This window comes from Flavobacterium sp. HJSW_4, assembly GCF_042436695.1.
In the GTDB taxonomy this organism is placed as follows: domain Bacteria; phylum Bacteroidota; class Bacteroidia; order Flavobacteriales; family Flavobacteriaceae; genus Flavobacterium.
Genome location: NZ_JBHNPP010000010.1, coordinates 164,035 through 189,994, shown reverse-complemented (window position 1 = coordinate 189,994; position 25,960 = coordinate 164,035). Strand labels below are relative to the sequence as shown.

16 protein-coding genes are annotated in these 25,960 nt (G+C 34.7%); 4 read left to right on the top strand and 12 right to left on the bottom strand.

Annotated elements, in window-relative coordinates:
- Positions 1-592 precede the first annotated feature (592 nt).
- From ACE01P_RS12020 to ACE01P_RS12000, 5 genes are all read right to left on the bottom strand, one after another.
- Entirely contained in the window at positions 593-2,011 is a 1,419-nt protein-coding gene (locus ACE01P_RS12020) for a sugar MFS transporter (protein ID WP_379697945.1), read from the bottom strand.
- Positions 2,012-2,095: 84 nt separating this feature from the next.
- On the bottom strand, positions 2,096-4,543 hold the full coding sequence (locus ACE01P_RS12015; protein WP_379697942.1) for a beta-glucosidase: 2,448 nt from the start codon (positions 4,541-4,543) through the stop codon (positions 2,096-2,098).
- A gap of 18 nt (positions 4,544-4,561) precedes the next feature.
- Entirely contained in the window at positions 4,562-5,569 is a 1,008-nt protein-coding gene (locus tag ACE01P_RS12010; RefSeq protein WP_379697940.1) for a nucleoside hydrolase, read from the bottom strand.
- A 142-nt stretch (positions 5,570-5,711) separates the two neighbouring features.
- Positions 5,712-8,024: a glycoside hydrolase family 3 N-terminal domain-containing protein gene (locus tag ACE01P_RS12005; RefSeq protein WP_379697937.1), complete on the bottom strand. Its 2,313-nt coding sequence runs from the start codon at positions 8,022-8,024 to the stop codon at positions 5,712-5,714.
- Between the two features lie 11 nt (positions 8,025-8,035).
- Positions 8,036-10,294: a TonB-dependent receptor gene (locus tag ACE01P_RS12000; RefSeq protein WP_379697935.1), complete on the bottom strand. Its 2,259-nt coding sequence runs from the start codon at positions 10,292-10,294 to the stop codon at positions 8,036-8,038.
- Positions 10,295-10,691: 397 nt separating this feature from the next.
- On the opposite strand from ACE01P_RS12000, the gene ACE01P_RS11995 reads away from it, so the two are divergent.
- Entirely contained in the window at positions 10,692-11,438 is a 747-nt protein-coding gene (locus ACE01P_RS11995) for an NUDIX domain-containing protein (RefSeq protein ID WP_379697930.1), read from the top strand.
- A 64-nt stretch (positions 11,439-11,502) separates the two neighbouring features.
- On the opposite strand, the gene ACE01P_RS11990 is transcribed toward ACE01P_RS11995, so the two are convergent.
- Positions 11,503-12,864: an ATP-binding protein gene (locus ACE01P_RS11990; RefSeq protein ID WP_379697926.1), complete on the bottom strand. Its 1,362-nt coding sequence runs from the start codon at positions 12,862-12,864 to the stop codon at positions 11,503-11,505.
- Positions 12,861-13,550 carry a response regulator transcription factor gene (locus ACE01P_RS11985; RefSeq protein WP_379697923.1) on the bottom strand — a complete coding sequence of 230 codons (690 nt, stop codon included), beginning with the start codon at positions 13,548-13,550 and terminating at the stop codon, positions 12,861-12,863. The genes ACE01P_RS11990 and ACE01P_RS11985 overlap by 4 nt, the downstream gene beginning before the upstream one ends.
- 265 nt (positions 13,551-13,815) lie before the next feature.
- Here ACE01P_RS11985 and ACE01P_RS11980 point away from each other — a divergent pair, with 265 nt between their 5' ends.
- The 3 genes from ACE01P_RS11980 to ACE01P_RS11970 are packed head-to-tail and all read left to right on the top strand — an operon-like array spanning position 13,816 to position 16,086.
- Positions 13,816-15,144 carry a hypothetical protein gene (locus ACE01P_RS11980; protein ID WP_379697920.1) on the top strand — a complete coding sequence of 443 codons (1,329 nt, stop codon included), beginning with the start codon at positions 13,816-13,818 and terminating at the stop codon, positions 15,142-15,144.
- 11 nt (positions 15,145-15,155) lie between these two features.
- Positions 15,156-15,575 carry a Dabb family protein gene (locus ACE01P_RS11975; protein ID WP_379697917.1) on the top strand — a complete coding sequence of 140 codons (420 nt, stop codon included), beginning with the start codon at positions 15,156-15,158 and terminating at the stop codon, positions 15,573-15,575.
- A gap of 37 nt (positions 15,576-15,612) precedes the next feature.
- Entirely contained in the window at positions 15,613-16,086 is a 474-nt protein-coding gene (locus tag ACE01P_RS11970) for a hypothetical protein (RefSeq protein WP_379697914.1), read from the top strand.
- A gap of 99 nt (positions 16,087-16,185) precedes the next feature.
- Here ACE01P_RS11970 and ACE01P_RS11965 read toward each other — a convergent pair whose 3' ends face one another.
- From ACE01P_RS11965 to ACE01P_RS11945, 5 genes are all read right to left on the bottom strand, one after another.
- Positions 16,186-16,752, bottom strand: a complete 567-nt coding sequence (locus ACE01P_RS11965) for a hypothetical protein (RefSeq protein ID WP_379697911.1) — start codon at positions 16,750-16,752, stop codon at positions 16,186-16,188.
- Between the two features lie 12 nt (positions 16,753-16,764).
- Positions 16,765-19,041: a GH92 family glycosyl hydrolase gene (locus ACE01P_RS11960; RefSeq protein ID WP_379697908.1), complete on the bottom strand. Its 2,277-nt coding sequence runs from the start codon at positions 19,039-19,041 to the stop codon at positions 16,765-16,767.
- Between the two features lie 34 nt (positions 19,042-19,075).
- Positions 19,076-20,869 (bottom strand): alkaline phosphatase, encoded by a 1,794-nt coding sequence (locus ACE01P_RS11955; protein ID WP_379697905.1) that lies wholly within the window; start codon positions 20,867-20,869, stop codon positions 19,076-19,078.
- 263 nt (positions 20,870-21,132) lie between these two features.
- Positions 21,133-22,875, bottom strand: a complete 1,743-nt coding sequence (locus tag ACE01P_RS11950; protein WP_379697902.1) for a RagB/SusD family nutrient uptake outer membrane protein — start codon at positions 22,873-22,875, stop codon at positions 21,133-21,135.
- A 17-nt stretch (positions 22,876-22,892) separates the two neighbouring features.
- Positions 22,893-25,862: a SusC/RagA family TonB-linked outer membrane protein gene (locus ACE01P_RS11945; protein ID WP_379697900.1), complete on the bottom strand. Its 2,970-nt coding sequence runs from the start codon at positions 25,860-25,862 to the stop codon at positions 22,893-22,895.
- Between the last annotated feature and the right edge of the window lie 98 nt (positions 25,863-25,960).

Genomic DNA, 25,960 nt, shown 5'->3' with positions numbered 1-25,960 from the left:
AATGTAAAAAGCTTTTTCAATTCCCGCAAGCTTTTCCGAATCTTTTTTCCGAAAATTTCTTTCCGTTCCGATTCCTGTTGCCTGCCTGAATTTCTAAGAGCGTTTTTCGCTGTTGCGGGTGCAAAAGTAGAACCTTTTTCCGCTTTTCCAACACTTTCCACGCCCTTTTTTAAATCTTTTTCAAAACTATTTCTTAACTTTCTGATAACAGCTAGTTTATATTTTCAAATTTTAAATCAAAAAAAAAGTTTTATCTTACATTTGTGCTTATTTTTTAAAAACCACACTAAAAAAAGCACTCCTTTTGATTAATTCGCAACTTCAACAATGATCATTTAATTAATTCTGAAGCCCTAAATAATCAATTCCCAGAAATTAACTTAATAAAACCAAGTAAAATAGCGACAACATCATTATAAATACTAGAAACAACATCAAAAAGAATATCATATCCAGAGAATGCTAACAATACTGAGTTTCATTATTACGATAATAGACATCCTTAAAATCACAGTTTTTGATCAAGTTACCTAGTTATATTATAAGGAAGACTTATCTGTGTTTATCAAGGTAACCTGTTAATCGCTACCAATCAATGTCCAGAAACATTTTGAGTGTGTGTTACAAACTTTAGCTTCTTAGCACAATACAATCCGAAACATAGAATGTACAAATAGCAGAATACAGGAACGATGAATGATTTCTGTACGCCAAAATCAGAATCGGCAAGTACTCCTTGAATTAAAGGAATCAAAGCTCCTCCTAAAATGGCCATTACCAAAAGTGATGAACCTTGACTGGTATATTTTCCCAATCCAGCAATACTTAAAGTATAGATATTAGAAAACATAATAGAGTTAAAAATTCCAATTCCTAATATACTGTACATCGCCATTTTTCCTGTAGTGAAAATACTCAAAAGCAACAGTACAATATTAATAGAAGCAAATATGGCCAATGTTCTTGCTGGTGCTGATTTTCCGATCATAAAAGCAAAAAAGTTTAAAACTAAAAAAATCAGGAAAAAACTCATCTGGCTAAAAGTCAAATTCACGATAGAATAAATTAGTAAAAAAACAGCTCCAGCAGTAAGTATCATATACAATGCTTTTTTTGAAGAACTAATACTTTGGTTTAAGGAAATTGCTCCTAAAAATCGGCCAATCATGGCACCTCCCCAATACATCGCAAGGTAATTTTTACTCACAGCTTCAGTCAAACCGCCAATACTGTCTAATTCTAGAAAACTGATAATAAAACTTCCTACCGCAACTTCACCTCCCACATAACAGAAGATTCCTAAAATCCCTAATCTTAATTGCAGAAATTTTAAAGCTCCAAGACCTCCATGTTCTGTTTCTTCTGTTTGAAATGAAGGTAATTTTACATTGTAAATTAAAACAGCAACTAAAATTAAAATTCCAGCAAAAACAAGATACGGAATACGAGTTGCTTCTGCTGTAATATTATGATCACCTCCATGACCAAATACCAAATAACCTCCAAGTATAGGTGCTATTGTAGTTCCGAAAGCATTAAACGCTTGTGTCATATTCAATCGACCTGATGCACTTTCTTCTGTTCCTAATAATGAAACATACGCATTTGCTGTAATCTGCAAAATGGTAAAACCTAATCCAAGAACGAATAAAGCGCCAAGGAACAATCCATATACAGAAAAAGTTGCAGCTGGATAGAATAAAATACAGCCTAAAGCTGAAAGCAGAATTCCCGAAAGAATTCCTTTTTTATATCCGACTTTATTAATTGGATCACCTTTATAGTAAGAGAATATAAAATAAGTCAATGACCCGAGAAAATAAGCTCCGAAAAAGCAAAATTGAACCAACATGGATTCTACAAAAGTCAGATCAAATAATTTCTTTAAATAAGGAATCAAAATATCATTCATACAGGTAATAAATCCCCACATGAAAAATAATAGTGTTATCGTAATCAACGGCACAGTATAATTGGGAACCGATGGATTAGAGTTGTTTTTGGTATTCATAATAAAATTTAATAAAACATAAAAATAGAGAAAAACCGTCTCGAAAAAAAATCAAGACGGTTTTTCAGCAGTAACTAACTAAAATTAGGGTTTAAGCTCAGTAAACTTTGAATCTAATTCAAAAGCTTTCTTCACTTTTTCAACTGTAATTTCTTTTGCAACAGAAAATGATCCTTTCTGTTTAATATCTAATGAAGATGCTCCAACAAGTACATTATAATTTCCTGCTTCAGCAATCCATGCGCTTTTATTTTCTAGGAAAGAAGCCAAATCTTTTGGAGCTAAAGTCATTGTCAACGTTTGGCTTTCTCCTGGTTTCAATTCTTTTGTTTTAGCGAAAGCTTTTAATTCTTCTTTCGGTTTATCTATCGTTTTTGAAGGAGCTGAAAGATATAATTGAACCACTTCTTTTCCAGCTACTTTTCCTGTATTTTTTACCGTTACAGAAACTGTCAATTTATCTTTGAATGTTGGAGAACTTAGTTTTATTCCTGAATATTCAAATGAAGTATAAGAAGTTCCAAAACCAAATTCGTAAGATGGTTTAATGTTGAAAGTATTGAAATAACGGTATCCAACATAAACGCCTTCTTCGTAAGTCACTTCGGTCGGATTATCAACTGGGAATCCTGGGAAGTTTTTAGCTGATGGAGTATCCGCATATTTCGCTGGGAAAGTCATAGTCAATTTTCCAGACGGATTAATTTTTCCTGAAACTACATCTGCTACAGAATGTCCTCCTTCTTGTCCTGGCTGCCAAGCTAATAAAATAGCATCTACTTTATCTTTCCAAGAAGCCGTTTCGATTACACCACCTATATTTAGGATCACGACTACTTTTTTACCTTTTGCATGGAATGCTTTTGAGATTTTATCCAACATTTCGATTTCTTCATTTGCCATGTTGAAATCGTTGTCTACTACTCTATCTCCACCTTCTCCCGAATTTCTTCCTAGAGTCACAAAAGCGATTTCAGAACTTGCTGCTTTTTTAGCGATAAAAGCATCATCCATTTTTAGTTCTGGAAGTCTTTCTGGCAAAGCCAAAACGCCTCTTGCTTTTCTTCTTTCTTTTTCGGCAACCACTTCTTTTTCAGCATGAGGTGTATACAAATCAACTAATTCTTTGTCTAATTTATAACCTGCAGCATTTAATCCTTCTAAAAGAGAAACTGTGTGTTTATTGTTTACACTTCCCGATCCTGTTCCGCCTGTAATCCAAGCGTATGAAGTCACTCCGAATAAAGAAACTTCTTTTTGCTTGTCAGCGAAAGGCAAAGCATTTTTTTCATTTTTAAGTAAAACCATTCCTTCAGCAGCAGCTTTTCTGGTTACCGCAGCATTTTGATCTAAGTTTGGTTTGTCGCTGTATTTATATTTTGCGAAAGTCGGCGTGCGGAAAACATATTCTAAAATTCTTCTCACGTTTGTATTCGCTACTTCTTGAGATAATTTTCCAGAATTTAAAGCTTCTAACATTGCTTTTTTCTGAACAGGAATTCCTGGCATTAAAAGATCATTTCCAGCAATCATTTGTTGTACAACATCAGAATTTGATCCTTTCTGAATCGATTCAAAACCTGGGAAACCTCCGAACCAATCTGTCATTACAATTCCTTTGTAACCCCATTCGTTTCTTAAAACTTCTGTCAATAAATCTTTATTCGCAGAAGTATAAATTCCGTTCAATTTATTATATGAAGACATAATCGTCCACGGATCAGATTCTTTAACGGTAATTTCAAAACCTTTTAAATACAATTCTCTAATTGCCCTTTCAGAAACGTGAGCATTGATAGTCAAACGATTGCTTTCTTCATTATTTACAGCGAAATGCTTGATAGAAGTTCCAACACCTTGAGATTGAATTCCGTTTACAATTGCAGCAGCTGTTTTTCCAGAAATTAGCGGATCCTCAGAATAATATTCGAAATTTCTTCCGTTTAATGGATTTCTGTGAATATTCAACGCTGGCGCTAATAAAACATCAACACCATATTCTTTCACTTCATTTCCCATTGCTTTTCCAACTTCTTCCAAAAGCGCTTTATTCCAAGTCGAAGCCAAAGCCGTTCCAACAGGAAATGCTGTTGCATAATACGTTTTAGAATCATTTTCTCTCGTTGGCGCAATTCTTAGACCTGCAGGACCATCGGCTACAACTGTTGCTGGAATTCCGAATCTTTCAAAAGCGGCTGTTCCTCCTGCTGCTCCTGGAACTAAACCTTGTTTCGAATCTCCAACAGGACCTGTCAAAACTTCGATTCCTGGCATTCCAGTTCCGATTAATAATTCTACTTTTTCTGCATTCGTCATTTCCTTGATGATCGCATCAATTCTCTGATTTACAGAAAGACGCGTGTCTTCCCACGGATCTAATTTTCCGTTTTTATTAGAATCAACAAAACTAAATCCGTTAATTGTAACAATAGGATCTTTTTCGTTATCTGGTAACTTGTTAAAAGACAAGCTAGAAAGTACCAACGCTGTTAAAAGCGTTACTCTCACTGTTTTTGTAACTTTATGTTTCATGATATATAGTTTTAAAAGTTAGATTTTTGATAATTGAAGCTTTGCGAAAAAGTCTTCGAACATTAATCGGGTATCCAATTGATTGTAAACCCGAATATTTCTTCCGTTATGATTGGTTTCGTAAAGTCCTTGTGCATTAATTGAAGGTGATGGTTTCAGAACATAAAAACTCGAACTCGGATCAGATTCAAAAGAAGATTGTAAAGCGGTCAGCAAAACCAACGGACTGTCTCCCATAATGTAAGTTTCACCAATATGAAGATCGAATTGCTGTACTCGCTTCATTAAACTTTCTATTTTTTCTGAAAGATATTCTCCTGTTTTTCCAGTTGATTTTACTTTCAAAAGTAATTCAGAATACGATAAAAGCGTTTGCCTGTAAGCATTTCTCGGCACTTGCCAGATTGGAATTTTCGAATCATTAAAAATGACTTGCCCTGCTTTTATATCAATTCCGAGATTGTATTCTAATAAAGTATAACCTGGAGGTGGCGAAGCTAAATCAGCATATTCTGGACCGCCAATCCAAACTAAAGTCAGACGATCTGCAATTTTTGGTTCCATTAAATAAGCACTCGCAATTTCTGTCAAACCTGCACCGCAAACAACATAAAGCGGTGTTTTCACATCGGTGCGCATAGCTTCTTTTACAATGGCTTTTGCTCCTTCAGAAATATTTGGAGTTTTTAAATCTTTCAATTGCAAATTAGAACCTTCATAAACTGGAAATGAATTTTGAAGTTTCATTACGGCCAAAAGTTCTTTCACTTTCTTCACCGCATTTGTAGCAGATTCTGACGAAGGATCAAACGGATCGCCTGGTTTTAAATGAGAACCAATAATGCCTCTAATTTCTGCTGAAGGCGATAAAATCTGATGCACCAATTGAAACAATCCATCAGGATCGCCTCCAAAATCATTGTCTACAATAACACGCATTCTTGGCTTTACTAAATCTTTGGATAATTGTGCTTGAGAAATTGCGCTTACAAGTAGACAGAATGCTAAGATTATTTTATTTTTCATTGTGTTGTTGTTTTATTTATTTCACGCAGATTTATTAAAATTTAAGCTGATTCTGCAGATTTTTATGGTTCTCGCAAAGTCGCTAAGACGCTAATTTTTAAAACTTAAAAAGAAAAACTCTGCGACTTTGCGAGATTAAAAATTACTGTTTCTTATAAGTCTCAGTCCTAGCATCTTTTATGACACCTTTCCAATTCAATCCAAAAGCAAAATCGTATACATTCCCTTCTGTATCTTTATGCGGAATCATATCAAATGGAACGTCTTCAAATTGTTTTTCAACCGTTTCCATATTTGCAGGCATTTGAACTGGAAGCAATCCTGATGGTTCTGTTTTCCCAGAAATAATATCTAAAACAGCTTGAGAAGAAACTCCGAAATTCAGAACAATTCCGTCAACTTCTTTTTCAAACTCATTAAAAATCATTGGTTTATTTGCTGTAACCGAAACAATAACTGGTTTTCCGTTCATCATATCTTTGGTATCGAGAATCGTTCTCAAATCCATAGTGTTGGCAGCGATAACCGTTTTGTTTTTATAAGTTCTGTCTTTAATCGTTGGATCAATAACCTGATCTCCAGCAGCGATACTTTTTGTTCTAGCTTCGGTTGCTGTATAAGTTCCGTATTGAAGTGAAATTGGCACATAACCGTTGCTTCCGTTTGTACGATCTTTTAAATCGTAACCTCCCTCTAAACTCTGCGGACTTGTTACAAAAACAATTGCAAAATCTGCTTTTGAGGGATCTTCAGTAACATTATAATATTTCTTAACCAATTCTAAATTAACGGGATATTCTAATTTCGGCTGACTAGCAATTCCCCACCAATCTTTGGTTGAAGCCGTATAAATCTTTGGAATAAAAACCGTTTTCTTTTCTTTTACAGGAAGAACTTCCGCTTTGTTTTTTAACAATACAACCGATTTTAATTGCGCGTCATAACCCGCTTTCATAAACTCAGGATTTCCAACAACTGCTTTGGTTTCTTCCACATTCAAATATGGATTTTCAAAAAGTCCAACTCTAAAAATGTTTTTCAATAAACGCACTGCTGATCTTTCAAATCTGGCTCTCATAAAAGATTCTCCTAATTCTTTAACTCCCATATCATAAGCAGCAAGAACCGGTTTTTTATCATTATTTCCGCCAAATTGATCTACACCTGCAATAATTGCTTTGTAATGTCTTTCATCAATAGAAAGATTTTCTACTCCCCACGGTTTTCCTGCAAAAATATTTGGTGTTTTTCCTTCTTCAGCAGTTACCAGCCAATCAGTACAAACCACGCCATCGTAACCGTATTTATCTCTTAATAAGTCAGTAATAATATATTTGCTGTAACCGTTGGCTACATTTTCATTGTATTTTTTATCCTGATCAAAAGTGATGGTGTAATAAGGCATTACAGCCGAAGCTTTACTCGTTTTTCCTTTTAATTTGAAAGCGCCATTAATAAAAGGATCAATGTGCTGTTGCAAATTATTTCCTGGATAAACCGCAAATTTTCCGTAAGCCCAGTGACCGTCGCGCCCGCCTTCTTCTGCTCCACCGCTTGGCCAATGTTTAACCATTGCGTTGACACTTTTGTAACCCCAACCGTCTTTGATTTCGTCTTTTCCGTATGAAGTTTGGAAACCATCAATATATGCTCTTCCCATATCTCTGGTTAAAGCTGGGCTTTCGCCAAAAGTCATAGAAATTCTATACCATCTTGGCTCAGAACCTAAATCGATTTGTGGAGATAAAGCTGTTGCAATTCCTAAAGCACGATATTCTTTTGCAGCAATTTGTCCGAACTGCTCCACAATTTTCGGGTCAAAAGTCGAAGCCATTCCTAAACCATCAGGCCACATCGAAATTGTTCCTCCTGCTCCCGCGTTAAACTCAGATGTTACATTTGCCATATGACGCGGATCTGTACTCGTGTTACTTGGAATTCCTAATCCGATTCCTTCTACAAAAGCTTGCATTTCATTGTTCCATAAAGCGGCAACTTCTGGAGATTGCACACTTGTAATTAGAACATGACGCAGATTATCTTCTTTTAAAAATGCTTTTTGTTGGTCTGTTAAATTATACGCTTTTGCATTGCTTTCAGGAAATACTTTTCCATTATAAGTTCCCGCATTATATCCCGAAACTCCTGCTGGTAAAGCCTGATGACGACTGTAAAGCATCAAACCCGCAATTTGTTCGACTGACATTTTTGAAGCTAAATCTTTCGCACGCTCATCCGCCGAAAGGCGCCAATCTTCGTATTTATCTAGCTTTCCATTTTTATTTAAATCTTTGAACTTTTTACCGTTTACAGTCAAAATTTTGATGCCAGATTCAGGAGAATATCCTAAATCTGCACCTTTATTATTTTTAACAATTGTAAAATTGGTTTGCTGTGCTTGCATGGTAACGCTCAGAAAAAAAGCAAAACCTGCAGTTATAATTATTTTTTTCATCGAAATAAAATTTAGAATCTGAAATTAAGAGAAGCTTCTAAAGTAAATGGACGGATGTAAGATCCTACCAAAAGCTGATCGTAATATTGTGAAGCATCTGTAATTAACTCCGCTCCGTTGATTGTTCCTTTTGCTCCTGTTTGGTTTAAGAAGTTTACGGCTGTTAAACCAATATCAAAATGCTTGTTGATTTTGTAATTTACTCCTCCAAAAGTTTCCCATCTTGGTGCAAAATATAAGGCATTGGTTAAGTTAGCATACTGTTTGCTGAAATAACGGAAACTCGCCCAAACCTTGAAATTTTTATAGGTATAACTCGGATCGATTTCCATCAAAACTTTAGAAACTTCCAAAACATTTTTATCGTTATAAGAATAATTATTTCCAAAAGCAGAGAAATCATAATTCTTGTAAACCGGATCTTGAAACGTAATTAAATAGTGAAGGTTAAATCCTTTGAATGGTGTTGCTACGATATCTGTTGTCCAACCTAAAGTCTGAATATCATAGAAAATAGTTGCTACTTCTGACTGAGATGCATCTGAAGGATTCACCAAATTTAATCTCGCGAAATAATTATTTCGAGTTAAATAAGTCGCTTGAGAAACAACGCTGAAATTTTTATTGTTGTAATACAATCCAAATGCCGCCAATGGACTTTTTGATTTTGCATTATTTGGTGCAACAGCTCCTGAATAACTTTCCAGCTGTCCATTTTTTTCTGTATATGTAAAGTCTGCAAGGATACCAGCGCTTTTTGTTACTTTATAAACTGCATTAATAGAACCTCCGATATGAAACCAATTGTTGTCAAAATACGTTTTCTGACTTGGATCAAATACTAAATCTGGAGTTCTTGGCGTCAAATAATAATCTCCTTTTAACTTGTGGTATCTCAAATTCACTCCATAAGCTAAACTGAAACGATCTGAAACCGTCCAATTATCAGAGAAATAACCTGCTAATTTGTTTTCAAAACCATTGTGATATTCTCCTCCAACATTGTAATTGTAAAATCCGTCAGCATCTGTATTTGAAGTTCCGCCTGGCGTGTTACGAACCAATTTATCTGGATTTGCACTTACAGTTTGGTTAAAGAAAGAACGGCTTGAAGTAAAGTCATCCACTTGGTAATAGTATTCTGTTAAACCAAATCTCCATTTGTGCTTTTCAACATTTTTTGTAAGCTCAAATCTAGACATAGCCGTTTTTGTCGGAGTTCCGTCTGTGTATAATCCTAACATTGAATTTACGTTTCCAACATAAGCATTTCCCGTTGATTTGTATGTGAAGTTATCCGATGCATTTGCTTGGAAAATCCCTAGTGGAATTGAGATTAATTGAGAAGCTTCAGCATAACGAAAACGAGTTGAGAAATTCAATTTCCAATCATTTGCTAAATCATAATTTCCTAAGATATCAAAAGTGTGCGAAGTTGATGCGGCATCGCTTCCTCCCATATCAGCAAACTTGGTTTCACCAGTCAAAATGTCTTTAAACTTCATGATTCCGTCATTTACGATGTATGAATCACGTCCGATTCTAAAGTCGTTGTATTCTTCTACTTTTCCTCCCTCTTTATATCTGAAAACTGCGTAATTGGTTAAAGATGCAGAGTTTGCATATTTGTATAAGAAACTAATTTTTCCTTTTCCGTTATTGAACTTTTTTGTCAAACCTGCTCTATAAATTTGAGTTCGGTCTGAATAGTTAGCAAATTTCAAATCAAAAGAATTCGGATCAAAATTGGCGTAAGCTCCCATTGTGTATGACCATCCTTTTGCCAACGGACCAGAAACGTTTAAGTCTCCTTTCATCCATCCGAAACTTGAACCAGAAAGATTTCCGACTATTTCTAATTTATCTGTTCCTAATTTTGTGTATGAGTTAACTGCAAAACCTAAATCTCCGGTTGTAATGGCAGCTTCTCCGACTTTTAATAAACCTGTTCTTTCTAAACTTGTACTTTGTCTCCAAGTACGGTTTGGAAGTTCTGGCCAGAAATAATAAACTACTGGCAAATCATTTTCTTGAATGGTGATTCCTCCAACTGATGAAGGAAGTCCAATGTTTACTTCACGCGGTCCTGTATTATTGGCCGCATTCAGCATTACGTTTCTATTCTTTTCTTCTTTGGTGTCTGTTTCTACAATTTTGGTAGTTTTTTTAATCGAGTCTGTGGCTTTTTCTTGTTTTTTATCTTCTTGCGAAAAAACTTCGGAAGCAGGATAAAATGCCAAACAAATTGTGGCAATAATTAATTTTTTCATGAGTAGTTTAAGTTAGGTTTTTCATTATGAAATTTTCATTGCTTCATAATGAAGCAATATTAAATACTATTTTTCATATCAACAAATAATTGACGTTATAATTTTTGATATCGCATTAAAAACCAGCTATAAATTGCATAAAAACAACAAATGAGAAGATATATCTGAATTGTAAAATTGACACTTAAATTTTACTACCTCGTTTGCGTAAAGTGCTGTAATTATTGAAAAAAAGGCAGTGTAAATAATTGATTTATCAAATTCGAATGAAGCACTCAAAAAATAAAATATCAACTTTTAATATTTTTTTGTGGTGTTCTTAAAATTGTCAGAAAAAAATGAAACAATTTGACTCGTACCTATTAAAAAGTTTAAATTTGAAGCTAATTGTACCCTCATGGAATTTAAAAAACTACTCGAAACACGTTCTGAAGAGTCTTGGAAAAAGTATATTCCGACACTTTCTATTGACTGTGTGATCTTCAGTTTTCACGAAAATGAACTTCAGGTTTTAATCTTAAAAATGAAAGACCGCGAAGAATGGGGACTTCCTGGAGGTTACGTAGAAAAGGTTGAAAATGTTGATGATGCGGCAGTTCGAATCTTAAAAGACAGAACTGGAACTGAGAATATTTATCTGCAGCAATTTTATACTTTCGGTAATTTAAACCGTTCTGAATTTGCTTTTCAAGATTACGATGATAGCATGTGGCACAAACAGCGTTTTGTTTCTATCGGATATTATGCTTTAGCAGAACACGGGCAGGTAAAACTAAATATTGATGAATTTTCAAGCAGTGTTAAATGGCATCCGATAGAAAATCTTCCTGCGTTTATGATGGATCACCGCACTATTTTTGACAGAGCTTTGATCACGCTTCGCGAACAATTAAATAATCACCCTATTGGTTATAATCTTCTTCCTGAGAAATTTACAATGCCCGAATTGCAAAAACTATATGAAGGTATTTTAGGGAAAAAATTAAATAGAGGGAACTTCTACAGAAAAATACTTCGATACGATATTCTAACAAAATTGGATGAATCTAGAAAAGGCGGCGCACACAAAGCTCCTGATTTGTATAGTTTTGATCTTGAAAAATATAATAGTGCTTTAAAAGAAGGGCTTAAAGGAAGCTGGTAATAGTATGTGATATGCTACTCAAAGTGGAGAGAATATCTTTTTAGAACAAAAAACTAAAAGCTATTTATCTAAGAAGAGTAACGATGAAACTCGTTCCTACTCCTACAACAGAATGCACTTCAATTAAACTTTTATGAAGACTCACAATTTGTTTTACAACAGACAATCCTATTCCGTGGCCGTTTTCAAAATTTTTGTTCTTTCCTCTGTAGAATAAATTATAAATCTGTTCCAAATCTGCTTGCGGAATTCCGATACCTGTATCTTTAAAAGTTAGGATAATTTTATCCGAAGTAGCATTTATCTCTACGTCACACGAATGGTTTTCAGAATACTTGCAGGCATTTTCCATAATATTGGAAAAAGCAATCTGAAGCAGATATGGATTTCCAAAATAATTAAAGTAATCTCCATCTGCATCATCTGGCTGCGTGTAGCTTATCCCGATTTTATATTTTACATCTTTCTTATTTAATAGATTCAATTTCGCATCTACAAGAACTTCATCTATACGAAGATCTGACATTTTGATCTGCGAAATGTCATAATTTGCCCGAGCAAAGTCCAAAAGCGCTGTTGACAATTCAGAGACATGATTTGCTTCAAGGAGCGCATTGTCTAAAGATATTTTATAATCATCGATGGTCTGATTTAATTCTTTTCCTAGCTCAATTTCAGCAATCAGAATAGAAAGCGGCGTTCGGAATTCGTGTGATATGGTAGTCACAAAATTTCTATGATTATTAAACGATTTCTCCAATCGGTTGAATACTGCATTAAAAGTTTGGGTCAGTTCATAAAGTTCATCCTTAGCTTTTGGTGCAACTACACGTTTGTTAAGGTTATGTTCAGATATATCTCTGATCTGAAAAATAATATCTTTTAAAGGTTTTAAAGTGTAATATGAAAACCCAAAACCGATTATAAAAATCAAAACAATAGAAATGATATAAACAAGTAGAACATTTTCTTTAAAAGTATTGATATGGTTCAAACCGGTAACATCGATCGCCCTTCCTACGATAAAATATTCTTTATTATTATCCGTATAAGAGATTCCTCGATATTGGTATTTTTCGTCCATCCAATTGACTGAATGGTTCTTTTTTATGGATTCCAAAATTTTCTTATTGCCAAGCGCAGGCATATTATCAGAAAAATACAGATTGAAATTACTGTCATAAACGCTTATATCAGCTTCGTTAAGGACTTTCTTATTTTTGCTGTGCAGAAATTTTATAAGATCCTTGTTGATCTGGGCATCAAATATAAATTCTGCCCTCCATGTTATTTTATAATCAAGGCGGTCAAAAAACTCCTCTTTCCTATTCTTTTCAGATACAAAATATACGCTGTAGGCAAAAACTAAAAGTATAAAGGCAGTCAGAATCGCATATGCTAAAGCTGTTCGGGTAACTAATTTCATATTTTACTGCTTAAAATAAATCCCATACCTGTTTTGGTATGGATGAGTTTCTGCTCAAATCCTTTATCAATTTTTTTTCTGAGATAAGCGATATAAACATCAATGTAATTGGTTCCTGTATCAAAATTATTTCCCCAAACATTATCGGCTATTTCGTCACGTGTAAGAAGTCTTTCGGGATTCTGCATCATAAAATGCAACAGATTAAACTCTTTTGGAGTAAGATTGATTGTCTGTCCTTCTCTGTAAATAACTTTTGTGCGTTTATCCATAACCAAATCATTATAGATCAGCTGTGCGCTTTCTTCCTGAAAATTTACAATGTCATTCTTTCGTTGTAAAAGGGCTTTAACTCTTGCATAAAGTTCTCTTATTTCAAATGGTTTAACCAGATAGTCATCTGCACCGGCATCAAAACCTTCAATTTTTTCGTCAATCGTCCCTAGAGCTGTCAGCATAATAATCGGAATCTTTTTTCCAGACTGTCGTATTTTTTTACAGAAAGATATACCATCCATTCCTGCAAGCATGATGTCTGTTATAATTAATTGAAATTCTATCTTTTCTAAAAGTACGAGTCCTTCTTCTGCTTCTTCTGCTATATAAACCTGATACCCTTGACTCTCCAGTCCTCTTTTGAGCAGCGCAGAAACCCTGCTGTTATCTTCCACTATTAAGATCTTCATCTGTATCTGTTTCATTTTAAAATAGAGATCAAATTTACGACAATAATTTCTTTTTCTAAATGGACACATCTTACGCTCATAATTCGAACAAACCATAATAAATTAAAAAACAATCAATTACAACTAAAACCCACGATTCTCTAACAACATTCTAAAACCATTCTAATAGTTTTCTAATAACCCAAGGCCTATGCTGAATCTACCTTTGTCTCATCAAAAACAAAGTAGTGATCACTACCGCATAAAATGTAAATTTTAACAATACATGAAAAAAGGTTATTTAAAAATTGGACTATGTTTAACGCTCTTAACAGGAGCCATAAACAATGTAAGCGCCCAAAAAAAGAATGAATTTGGAAACCCAACACTTACAAAATATCTGAATGACGAAAAAACGCGCTCGATATCATTCAGCGGTTATACCGAAATATGGGCACGTTATGTAGAATTGAATCCTGGAAGCCTTGTTAATGGAGAGCAAGTAAATAGCATTTCTGATTTATCGCTACGAAGAGTACGAGCAAAAATGGCTTATCAGCCGACAGAAAAACTTACTTTTATTTTACAAGGTGGTTTGACAAATGTCAATGTTGCTTCTAAAACTACACCAGCATTTGAACTTTTGGATGCTTACGCAGAATACAAATTCAATGACATTATCTCTGCTGGTGCCGGTCGTTCGACATGGCGAGGATTATCGAGATTTACGACAGGGCCATTAAACACTTTATTATATGATTTGCCATCGTATGCGACTGCAAATGCGGGAATTTCTGATGAAACTGTAAGACAGTTAAGTATTTACGCAAAAGGACAGATTGGAAAATTCGATTACCGTTTAGTAATTGCAGATCCTTATACCAATGTAAGTGCTGACCCTAAGGAAAATTTAGCGACTTTCAGCAAAACACATCCAAACAAAGACTACTCTGGATATTTTAAATATGAGTTTTTTGAAACCGAAAACAATTCGTCGCCGTTTCACTCGGGAACTTACAGCGGTAAAAAGAAAGTGCTTGCTTTAGGTGCAGGTTTTGAATACACGCACAATGCTTTATGGCATTTAGACCAAACCGGAACTACTATCAACGATGATGAAAAAAGTTTCGCAGTTGACCTGTTCTACGATACGCCAATAAATAAAGCGACCGGAACTTCTTTCAGCGCTTATGCCATGGCAATGAACAATGATTACGGGCCAAATTACACGAGATATTCTGGTGTGAGCAATCCTGCAAGCGGTGTAAATACTTCTGTTAGCAGTCTTAACGGAGCAGGAAATGCTTCTCCAGTAATTGGAACAGGGAATACCTATTATGTTCAGATTGGAGGCACACTGCCTTATTTCAACAAAGCTAAAAACAATATGCAGCTGCAACCCGCAGGAAGTGTAATGCTTTCTGATCTTGGCGGGCTTCATGACAAAGCATTGACTTACGATGCGGGTATTTCACTATTAATGAACGGAATGTCATCACGATTGACTTTTGATGCGCAAAACCGTCCAATCTATGCATTGAATAATGCTGGTCAGGCCGATGTATCGGATAGAAAATGGCAGTATGTTCTAAAATACAGAATCGACTTTAATTAAAAATAAATATCATGGAAAGAAGAAATTTTATAATTAAATCAGCAAGCGCAGGAGCATTGGCGCTTACAGGAGCAAAAGTATTAGCCAATAATACTGATGAAACAGAAACGAAATCGAAAACAGTATTTTTCCATTATTTGTTATTCTGGCTGAAACCCGAATTAACAGCGGAACAGGTTAGCGATTTTAAGAACTTTTTTGAAGGATTAAAAAAACTGCCTTATGTTAAAAATGTCCGTTATGGCGGACCCGCAAATTCATCTCCAAGACCTGTAATGGACAATTCTTTCACCTATAACGCTTCAATGGAATTTGATTCACTCGAAGATCTGGAAACCTATGGCAAACTTGATGCTCATTTGGCTCTGGTTGCAAAATACAAACCGTTCTTCAATAAAATGATGGTGCACGATTCTGTATACAATCAATAAAACAAAAAATAATTATTACTTTTAAATTGAATATAAAATGAAAAATTTCTTAAAAGGATTTATCCTAATTGCAGTACTTATGTCAGCAAACAGCAATAATGCTCAAAATCACAAAAACGTTTCGGCTAAACCATTAGAAGAAGCATCAGACATTCCTGCTTATCGCCTGATTAGCAATCCAGACGGCACCAGTTCATTTGAAAAAGGATCAATTCCATCATTAAAACACATGAATACCGCTTCATTCTGGTACAGCAATAAAACAGAAGCATGGGAAAAAAATAAACACACCGCTCCAAGAAAACAATATGTGGTAACCGTAAAAGGAAAAATAAAATTTAAAGTTTCTGACGGAAGTACCTTTATTATTGAGCCAGGAGTGATTCTTTTAGCAGAAGATTTAAAAGGACAAGGACACAGCTGGGATATGGTCGATAGCGATGTTTGGGAACGTCTATATATTCCAATAACTGAAAATTCAGATGATCTTTTCGTTAGTGAATCAAAATAGGATTAGAATCCTACTCTAGCAAAAAAAGTCCTAATCAAAGATTAGGACTTTTTTTATTTGTCTTTAGGGTTAGCCATTAAAATAGCAACTAGACTACTTTTATTTATCTCCTACTTTTTCTAAAGTAAAATTAATTCCTAACGGATTCTTTATCATTTTAACGATTATGGGAAACTCAGGATTTTTGACAATCCACATTTCTGTTTCTTCAATCTGCCCTATTACGTGCAAAGTATCTACCAATTTTCCGTCAATAGAAACGCCATCATTGTTTTCTTTTTTATCTAAGTTATACGTTATGTTGTTGTATACGAAAAAATCCTTTTTTACTAAATCCTGATATGCCGATCTGGAAATCATAAAAAAAGTTTCATTTGGTTTTAAATTCAAAACAGGCGCAGTTTCTCCTTGATTAAAGCTTAAAGCATTTCCGTTTTTTACTGCTTCAGGAAGCATCACAATACTGCTTTTTACCCCTCGTGTTTCAAGTTTAAAAGTCAATCCGTCGTCTGGCATTTGGGCAACTAGCGAAAGGCTTCTGGTCTGTCCGTGAAGCTTGCAGCTATAAAGAAGTTCGGTATTGTTTTTTATGGTCGGAATGTAGTTCTGTGCTTTTCCATTTTGATAAACGGCACAAAAAAGAATCACTAAAAGTATATTTTTCATCTTGCTTCTTATTTATTTGGCAGGTGGTAAAATTGCAGTTCCCCAAGCAGAAGGTTTAGAATCCATTTCTAAAATTAATTCTCCTCCATTATTAATGTCATCATGCATAATCCATGCTTTGCTGTATTCTTTGCCGTTTAAAAATGCCTTTTTTATGTATCTGTTTTTATCACTCATTTTTTGGGTTGTGATTTTAAAACTTTTCCCATTTTCTAATTTTACAACTGTTTCTTTAATCAAAGGAGTATTAATCAGATAGTAAGGCTGTCCTGCATTTGGATACAATCCCATCATGTGGAAAGCAAGCCAAGAAGACATAGCACCTGAATCGTCATTTCCTGGAAGCCCTTTTCTAGAAGTATTAAAACTGCTTTTGATGATCTCTCTAATTCTGTCGCTACTTAAATACGGCTTTCCTATCCAGTGATACAGACATGGTGTTAAAAAAGAGGGCTCATTGGCTACATTATACAATTTGGAATCAAATAAAGTATTCAGTCTGCTCTCAAAGGCTTTTTCTCCACCAGATTTTTTAACTAATTCTGGAACATCATGAGGAATACTTAATGAATATTCCCATGAATTTCCTTCATAAAAGAAAACGCACCAATGACATACATACCAAGGCGATTCGATAATTACTGGCGTATATTTAAATGTCGGTTTCTGAATTTTAGATTCGCCAAAAACAACATCATCCAACCAGTTTCCGTCTTTATCTTTTGGCATGATAAATCCTTTCGCTCCGTTATTTTCATAATCAGAACGCCATAAATTCTGCCAGCTGTCGGCTTGTTTAATATACTGATTGTATAATTCTGTCTTTCCTAAACCTTTTGCAACTGTAGCAATATTATAATCATTGTATGAATAATCGATTGTTCGGTTTCCTGCGCGATCAGTACCGTATGGAACATATCCTAATTTAAGATAATCGATCAAACCGCCTCTTCCTTCTTTTTCCTCATTTCCTCCCGGCGGAACTGTTGCATCTTTCAGCATAGCCTTAAGCGCCAATTCGTAATCTATTCCTTTAAGATTCTTCACAAAAGCGTCGGCCAAAACTACCTCAGCGTTAGAACCTCCTTGAGTTCTTCCGTTATCATTACCGCTTCTTCCCTCTGGCAGATAGCCTTCACGCTTATAAATATTAAGCATGGCATTTATAATTTCTACTTTTCGTTTAGAATCGATTAGTGTGATTAATGGACTTGAAGTTCTAAACGTATCCCAAATAGTATAAAAATCATCGTAATACGGTTCGTCGTTTGTCCATAACGGATTTTCTCCTGTTCGGTCCACCGGCATAATCATGGTATGATACAAACCTGTGTAGAACATTTTTTTATATTCTTCTGAAGTGTCATTAGAAAGCTGGATTCGGTTTAATAAATTTTCCCATTTATTTTCTAATGAAGTCAAAACTTTATTAAAATCCCAATACGGAATTTCTACTTCAATATTATTTTTTGCTTTTAATTCACTTAAAAACGAAATTCCGATTTTTACATTTAGTTCCTCTTTTCCTTTATTTCCAAAAGAAAGCAACGCTGCTGTTTTCTTTCCAGAATCAAACTGCGCTTTTTGATTATTATAAAATTTTCCTTCTTTAAACGTTACATATTTTGCAATTGGCTGATCAAAAACTGCCCAGAAATAAACGGTATAAGCTCGTCCGTTATTCCATCCGCCGCGAATTCTGCTGTAACCTCGAACTTCTGTATCTGAAACAATTTCTATTTGAGAACCCACAAACTGCTGTGCTTCTCTTCCGTCTGGAATTTTTTCTTCGCCCAGAAAAAATCCGGGATCGATTTTTAATTCTTTAGAAGTATTTTTTGGATAAGTAAATCGGTAAAAAGAAACTTTTTCTCCCGTCGTTATTTCAGTTTTGATTTTGTTTTCTTTGAAAACCGTTTCGTAATAACCCAGTTTTACATTTTCTTCTGTTCTGTAAGAAGTCTGATTCATTTTATCCAAAGAACCCGAAAAAGGCATAATCTGAATATTTCCATATTTTGGACCTCCGCCCGTTCCGCTCACATGCACTTGGCTGAAACCTGTAACTTCTTTCGGCATCGGAAGCCAGCCGCTGTTTGGACTTGAAGTACAATCTGGACTAGGTTTTACCATTCCGTAAGGGCATGAAGGACCAATAAAAACCCTTCCCACTCCTTCTGAACCAATCATCGGATCGACGTATTGATGAACCGTTTGCTGGGCACTGGTTTTTATGGAAAATAGAAAACTTACTGCTAAAAAAAGGATCGATTTAACTGGTATTTTCATTCTGTATTATTTTTTTTATTTGGAATTATCCAATTTACTTCAACAACGAAAGTATTTTATTGTACACTTCATTATTCTCATAAACTCCTTGAAAATCTTGCGAATGAGGTCCGTATGAAAATATAGGAACCATTGTTCCGGTGTGGTCGTTGGTTATAAAATCACCTTCAATCTTATGCTTTTTTACATTTCCTTGAGGAATTGCAAATCCTGATGTTTCGTGATCTGCGGTTACAATAACTAGCGTTCCTTCATTTTTATCGGCAAAAATCAGGGCTTGTGTGATTGCGGTATCAAAATCGATTGTTTCCGCTACAATGCCACCCGCATTATTAACGTGTCCAAAACTATCAATCTGTGCTCCTTCGATCATTAAGAAAAAAGGCTTTTTCTTCTTGCTCAAAAATTCAAGACTGTATTTGGTCGCATCTGCTAATGCTTCTTTTCTTCCTTCTAAAACAGAAGGAACTCTTCCTTCAGAAATAAAAACACCCGCTGTGTCTGTCGTTACAGTTTCTAATTCTTTTACAGAATTCAATAATTTGAATTTAGTGTTTAAAGAAGTGTTTTTAAAAGTAGTACCGCCACCGCCAACAAATAAGTTTAATTTACTTTTTACTAAATCTTGGGCAATTTGTGCTGTATTAGATCTTTCAGTCGTATGCGCATAAAAAGAAGCCGGAGTTGCACCTGTAACTTCATCGGTTGTGATGATTCCCGTGCTGTATTTTTTCTTTTGTAAAACTTCCATAATATTTACAATTGGTTTTCCTAAAGTATCTGTTCCAATTGCTCTATTATTTGTTTTTTGTCCGGTTGCCAATGCTGTTCCGGCTGCAGCCGAATCGGTTGTAAAATCATCTGCCGATTGTGTTTTTATAAAACCAATACTTTTTAATTGGGTTACAGACAATGCGCCATTATTGGCCAAAACCGCAGACGAGATTTGCGATAAACCGTTTCCGTCTCCAATTAAAAGAATGACATTTTTAACAGGCTGATTTTTTTGATCTGTTTTAAAAGTAGGCGTATAAACTTTTGAAGAAGTACTTGCTGTTACCAATCTTTTAGGAAGATTTGCAATATATTGAACGCAATTATAAGGAGAGTCTGTATTAATAAGATCTACTCCCATTTCTAAAAATGCTTTCCAAGCGCTTTTGGTATCTGGAGCTCCCCAAAAACGAAAGGGTTTATTGGTTTCTTTTGCTTTAGCAATTATAGCACTTACGTTTTTATAATCTTGTTCGGTCAGTCTTCCTAATCCGTTCCAAACAGAATATTTTTTGAAGTCGGCGCTAACCATAGCAACTTTCGACCAATTTTCTTTTGAAATTGATTTTCCTAATTCTTGAAAATCAAAATAGATGAAACTTGGATATTTTGCATACGTTTCTGGATCTGGTCTATTTCCTGATACGATGATTTTAATATTCTTGTTTGTTGTAATCGATTCATATTTATTTAAAACAGTAATCAATTTAGTAAGAGTGGGTTCGGCTTCGGTTTTAATGTCTATCAGTAAAAACAATTGATTTTCTTTTTTGAAATTCATTTTTAAAGCACTTTCTAAAGGCTTCAAATACAAATCTTCTAAAGTTCTCGAAGCGACAATACCTTGCGGATCGTGAGAAACATATAAATTATTTTCTTTCAAAAAAATATCGGCTTCTATAGATGCTGCGCCATTTGCGAAAGCATTCCAAAAAGGAATTGTTTGATTGTAGTCATTATGCGAATGTATTTTAACCTGCTCCTGCGCATGTAGTAGATTTCCTGTTCCAAAAAAAGATAGGAATAAACTAATGAATAAAATTGATGTTTTCATTTTGAAATAAATTGATGAATTCTGAGTAAAAAAATGCAGTAGGTTTTGGGGGGCAAAAAAGGTGAAATAGTGTAAAAAAGAATTCTTTATTCTGTAGGGCAACAGATTAAATGAAATCTTTTTTTTATGAATCGAAGAATTTAATAAATTAAAAAACAGGGGATTTTATATGTTTTAAAACCTCCCTGTTTTTAACAACTAACTGTTAGAAAACTGCCTTTTAAAAAGGCAGTCTTCTTAAAAAACACAATAAAAACACGTACTTAATATCCTTCGTTTTGAACTAGATATCCTGGTGTATTTGAAGCTCCATCAATTGCTTTTTGAGGAATTGGGAACAATCTTTTTCTTACATCAGTATCTGTTTTTTCTGTCCATTTATCTTCAAAATGGCTGAAACGAATCTGAGTATTTCTTCTCAAACCTTCCCAGTAAAATTCAAAACCATATTCTCTATACAAAATATCTAAGTTGATTGCAGGAAGTGCAGCTGGAATTGGAGCACGAGCCGTTCTTGACGTTCTAACTGTATTCATGTCTGCTAATGCACCTGCGCTATCTCCTTTTCTAAGTTTAGCTTCAGCACGCATCATCAAGATTTCAGCATATCTTAGCAAAACCATATCTACACTACTAAAGTTGTTTCCGTCTGGAGACGTGTGGCTAAATTGGTATTTAGATACTCTATAACCAGAATAGTGCATACTTCCTTCTTTTGTAAAATCTACTTTTAGTGTCAAGTTTACATAACCAACATTTTTGTCAGGTCCGTTTCCTTTAATTTGTTTAACTGGGTAGATTCTGTAACCTGTATCACATTTGTAAAATGCTCCGTTGGCATCTTTTCTAGCAGCCCAAGGAATACCTCTCATAATTCCTCTGTCGATTTCAAAGTCTTCTGCTTTTACACAGTAGTAATGATTTTCATCATTTAAAGGACTGAATCCAGTAAGATCTTTTAAGTTGTCAGGCACTTTTGCATTGTTTTTATAAAATCTAGAATCGGCATCAGCAGGATCTACAGATCCGTAAGCATCAACCCAAGTTTGATAAAAATCAGATGTAATAGCTGGTCCGTCAGTTCCGTCAGCATCAATAGATTCTGGTCTTGGAAACATTGATCCAGGAATTGACCAATAAGCCCAACGGTTATGTTCTTCTTTAATAACACCTCTCTGATCTAATGCGAAAATTACTTCTTTGTTAGAATTGTTATTATCATCAAATAAATCAAAATATTCAGGAGATAAACTGAATTTACCTGAGTTAACAATATTATCTGTGTATTTGATTACTTTATCCATATCTGCTGGAGCAAATGATGGCGTTCCATAAGGATCACGGTAAACTGCTGCATTCAAATACAATCTAGAAAGAAGTCCCCAAACTGCAGCTTGTGTCATTCTTCCTGGTCCTTTATCTTTGTTGATTACATCAGCAACAGCTAATAAATCACTTTCGATATAATCAACGGCATCTGCACCACGAATTATTTCTGAGTTTACTTTAGATGATTCTTTTTTAAATACAATTCCCCAGCTATCCAAGGTCATCATGTTTAAGTAAGCTCTTAAAGCCTTCATTTCATAAAGAGCTCCTTGCGCTTCTGTATTTCCATCTGCAGCTAGAGGAGTTAATACTTCAATTGCTGTTAATGTTCTAGAAAGGTTTATTGTAAGTTCATTCCAAGTACTAGAAACCAAATCATTTGTAGGAGTCGTTGTATGTGCGTGAACTGCTAAATATTTACCACCATCATACCAGTCTGTACCACCTCTGTAAGGTAAAATACCTTCGTCACTAGCAATTAACTGTAAACCAAAATTGTTAGTATGTATCCAAGTTGATTTTAACTGTCCGTAGGCTGGAGCGATTGCTCCGTTAACTGCCTCTGCTTGTCCAATTCCGTTTAAAGATTCATCTAATACTTTTTCTTCTAAGTCTGTACAACTCCAAGTAAATAATAAACTGAATGCAATGGCTCCTACTATTATTTTATTTTTCATGTTATATTATTTTTTTATTAAAATGCCACATTTAAGCCAAATACAATCGTTCTGCTTCTTGGATAACTGAAATAGTCAATACCGAAAGACTGAATTTCTCCAACAGAAGTACCTGTGTTTAATTCTGGATCATAACCGCTGTATCTTGTAATTACAAATAGGTTTTGTCCTGTTACTGAAAGACGAATATTATCCATTACAGGATCTAATCCGATCAATTTAGGGCTTAAGTTATATCCTAGTGTAGCATTGTTTAATCTTAAGAAACTTCCATCTTCTAAATATCTTGTAGAAACAGTATTAGAGTTTGTAGATGCTTCGTTTAAATATTGGGTAGCTCTGTCTGTAGTGTTGAAAGAGTTAGCCAAATTTCCTCTGTTGAATGAACTCATGGCAACGTGGTTGTAAATTTTATTACCTCCTACACCATTAAAATTAGCTCCGAAATCAAAGTTTTTATATCTTAAATTCAAATAGAAAGCATAGATATAATCTGGTAAAGCGCTTCCTGCAACGATACGATCATCATCAAGAATTTGTCCGTCTCCATTTGTATCAGCAAACTGGTTTAAACCGTCAGGACCAATTCCAGTAAAGTCTAGCATATAAAATGAACCAATTGGCTGATTGTTAATAATACCATTAATAGTTGCTCCAGATTGTCCGCCTCCTTGCGCTCCTCCAGTTGTCAATATTTTATAAGCAGAATTTTCTACTCTGTTTTTAGTAAAAGAGATATTTCCTCCAATGCTGTATGAGAAATCACGGCTTCTATCACTGCTGTAATCTAAAGCTACCTCAACACCATTGTTTTTAATTTCCATATTTGGAATATTAGTATAATACATTGGTACAGGCTGAATAGGATCTGTTGGTGCAATTTGAAGCAATAGTTTGCTTGAAACTTTGTTAAAATAATCTACAGTACCTGATAATCTATTATTGAATAAACTAAAATCAAGACCTACGTTTGTTTGTGTTGAAACCTCCCACTGAATATCTGGATTAGCCAAACGTGTAAAGATTGTACCGTATGGATAACTTGCTAAATCTACAGCAGATGGATCAAGAGGATAAGTGTTGTTTCCTGAATTACTTTCTGTATAACTTGCTTTTGTAATCTTAGAAGGAATTTCCTGAGAACCAGTTTGTCCCCAGCTCGCTCTTAACTTAAGATTATTTAATGTTTCAGAATCTTTTAAGAATTCTTCTCTTGTAATATTCCATCCTAAAGCAACAGATGGGAAGTATCCGTATCTGTTGTTTTCTCCAAATTTAGAAGAACCGTCAGCACGCATTGTAGCAGTAAGAAGATATTTATTGTCATATCCGTAGTTTAATCTTCCGAAGAAAGATTGCAACTCATTTTCTACTGCAGAAGAAGATTTGCTCACAAGCTCGCTAGCTGCTCCAATTTGATTTTTTGGCTCAACTCCATTATTAGGGAAACCTCTAAAATTGTAATTCTTTTGGTTTACCTGGATTTTCTGATAAGACTGACCTGCAAGAACTGTAAAGCTGTGCGCTTTTTTATTAAAATTATACGTTAATGTATTTTCGTATAAAACGTTATTGTTATTAGTAGCAATATTATTTACAGTACCCAAAGTTGTATTAGTAGCAGATGCATACGGTAAAACTTGAATATCTCTTTCTGACATTGAGTAATCTACACCAAGATTGAATTTATAAGTTAATCCTTTTACAAATTCGAATGATGGAGAAATATTTGCCAAAATACGATTGTTAGTTGTTTCATCAGAATATAAACTCTGGCTGATCATCGGATTTAAAATGTCATTACTTAAATTAGTATTTGGCTGTCCGTTAACATACACTGCATCCGTAGGATTCATTGTCAACATATTTCCAACAACACTTCTAGCATCTGGTCTTGAATTATCAAGTTTAGTAGCCGTCATGTTAAAAGCAATATTAAATTTATCATTAAGTGCTTTTTGATTTAAGTTTAAACGTCCTGTGTAACGTTTTAAATCACTATTATTCAAAACACCTTGCTGGCTGTCTGTACCTAATGAAGCAGCGTAAGTAGATTTGTCTGTTCCTCCGCTCATAGATAAATTAAGATTTTGAGAAATTCCAGTTCTAGTCAATTGATCTTGCCAGTCTGTATTTGCTCCACCATCAATTAAAGTTCCGTTTACAGCTGCAACGCTTTTTCTAAATTCGTCAGCACTAAAAACATCTACTTTATTTGCTAAAGTCGAAATTCCTGTAGTCATAGAAAGATCAATTTTAGTCTGTCCTTTTGATCCTTTTTTAGTTGTAATTACAATTACCCCATTTGCAGCTCTCGAACCGTAAATTGCAGATGCAGATGCATCTTTAAGAACTTCGATACTTTCGATATCCTGCGGATTAATAAAGTTCATTGGGTTTGAAGCTACACCAGTTCCAGAATTGTCTAAAGCAAATCCGTCAACTACATAAAGAGGTGTTGTTCCTGCACGCAAACTTCCAGCTCCACGAATAATAATATCCTGATTCGCTCCTGGCTCACCACTTGCAGCCACAACGTTAACTCCGGCTACTTTACCCTGAATCAATTGTCCTGCATTGGCAACAACTCCTTTGTTAAAATTTTCGCTTTTAACAGAACCAATAGCTCCAGTTACATCAGATCTTTTTTGAGAACCGTAACCTACAACTACAACTTCATTCAAAGTACTCACCTCTTCTGCAAGACCTACAGTTAATTTTTGAGTACCTGAGAAAGAAACTTCTTTAGTTTTAAATCCAACATAAGAAAAAACCAATGTACCGTTCTCTTGCTGCGCTTTAATTTTAAAATTTCCATCAAAATCTGTTGTTACTGCTCCTTTAGGTTCTCCTTTAATATAAACCGAAACTCCTGGAACAGGCACTTTTTCAACATCAGAAACTACAATTCCTGATACATTGATCTGCCCGTAGGAGTATGACATACATCCAAAGGCAAGAAGTAATAATGCATAAAATTTTTTCATTTAAAATACTTTTTTTGTTTTGTCAAAAGTATTTTAACGATACCTCCAAAGGGAGGATTTTTGTTTTCTAAAAGAGGACTTTTAATTCAATTTAGGAC

What these genes read in the sequence shown, in the direction of transcription:
- ACE01P_RS12020 (WP_379697945.1), bottom strand. Translation starts at nt 2,011, where the DNA reads ATGAATACCAAAAACAACTCTAATCCATCGGTTCCCAATTATACTGTG.
- ACE01P_RS12015 (WP_379697942.1), bottom strand. Translation starts at nt 4,543, where the DNA reads ATGAAACATAAAGTTACAAAAACAGTGAGAGTAACGCTTTTAACAGCG.
- ACE01P_RS12010 (WP_379697940.1), bottom strand. Translation starts at nt 5,569, where the DNA reads ATGAAAAATAAAATAATCTTAGCATTCTGTCTACTTGTAAGCGCAATT.
- ACE01P_RS12005 (WP_379697937.1), bottom strand. Translation starts at nt 8,024, where the DNA reads ATGAAAAAAATAATTATAACTGCAGGTTTTGCTTTTTTTCTGAGCGTT.
- ACE01P_RS12000 (WP_379697935.1), bottom strand. Translation starts at nt 10,294, where the DNA reads ATGAAAAAATTAATTATTGCCACAATTTGTTTGGCATTTTATCCTGCT.
- ACE01P_RS11995 (WP_379697930.1), top strand. Translation starts at nt 10,692, where the DNA reads ATGGAATTTAAAAAACTACTCGAAACACGTTCTGAAGAGTCTTGGAAA.
- ACE01P_RS11990 (WP_379697926.1), bottom strand. Translation starts at nt 12,864, where the DNA reads ATGAAATTAGTTACCCGAACAGCTTTAGCATATGCGATTCTGACTGCC.
- ACE01P_RS11985 (WP_379697923.1), bottom strand. Translation starts at nt 13,550, where the DNA reads ATGAAGATCTTAATAGTGGAAGATAACAGCAGGGTTTCTGCGCTGCTC.
- ACE01P_RS11980 (WP_379697920.1), top strand. Translation starts at nt 13,816, where the DNA reads ATGAAAAAAGGTTATTTAAAAATTGGACTATGTTTAACGCTCTTAACA.
- ACE01P_RS11975 (WP_379697917.1), top strand. Translation starts at nt 15,156, where the DNA reads ATGGAAAGAAGAAATTTTATAATTAAATCAGCAAGCGCAGGAGCATTG.
- ACE01P_RS11970 (WP_379697914.1), top strand. Translation starts at nt 15,613, where the DNA reads ATGAAAAATTTCTTAAAAGGATTTATCCTAATTGCAGTACTTATGTCA.
- ACE01P_RS11965 (WP_379697911.1), bottom strand. Translation starts at nt 16,752, where the DNA reads ATGAAAAATATACTTTTAGTGATTCTTTTTTGTGCCGTTTATCAAAAT.
- ACE01P_RS11960 (WP_379697908.1), bottom strand. Translation starts at nt 19,041, where the DNA reads ATGAAAATACCAGTTAAATCGATCCTTTTTTTAGCAGTAAGTTTTCTA.
- ACE01P_RS11955 (WP_379697905.1), bottom strand. Translation starts at nt 20,869, where the DNA reads ATGAAAACATCAATTTTATTCATTAGTTTATTCCTATCTTTTTTTGGA.
- ACE01P_RS11950 (WP_379697902.1), bottom strand. Translation starts at nt 22,875, where the DNA reads ATGAAAAATAAAATAATAGTAGGAGCCATTGCATTCAGTTTATTATTT.
- ACE01P_RS11945 (WP_379697900.1), bottom strand. Translation starts at nt 25,862, where the DNA reads ATGAAAAAATTTTATGCATTATTACTTCTTGCCTTTGGATGTATGTCA.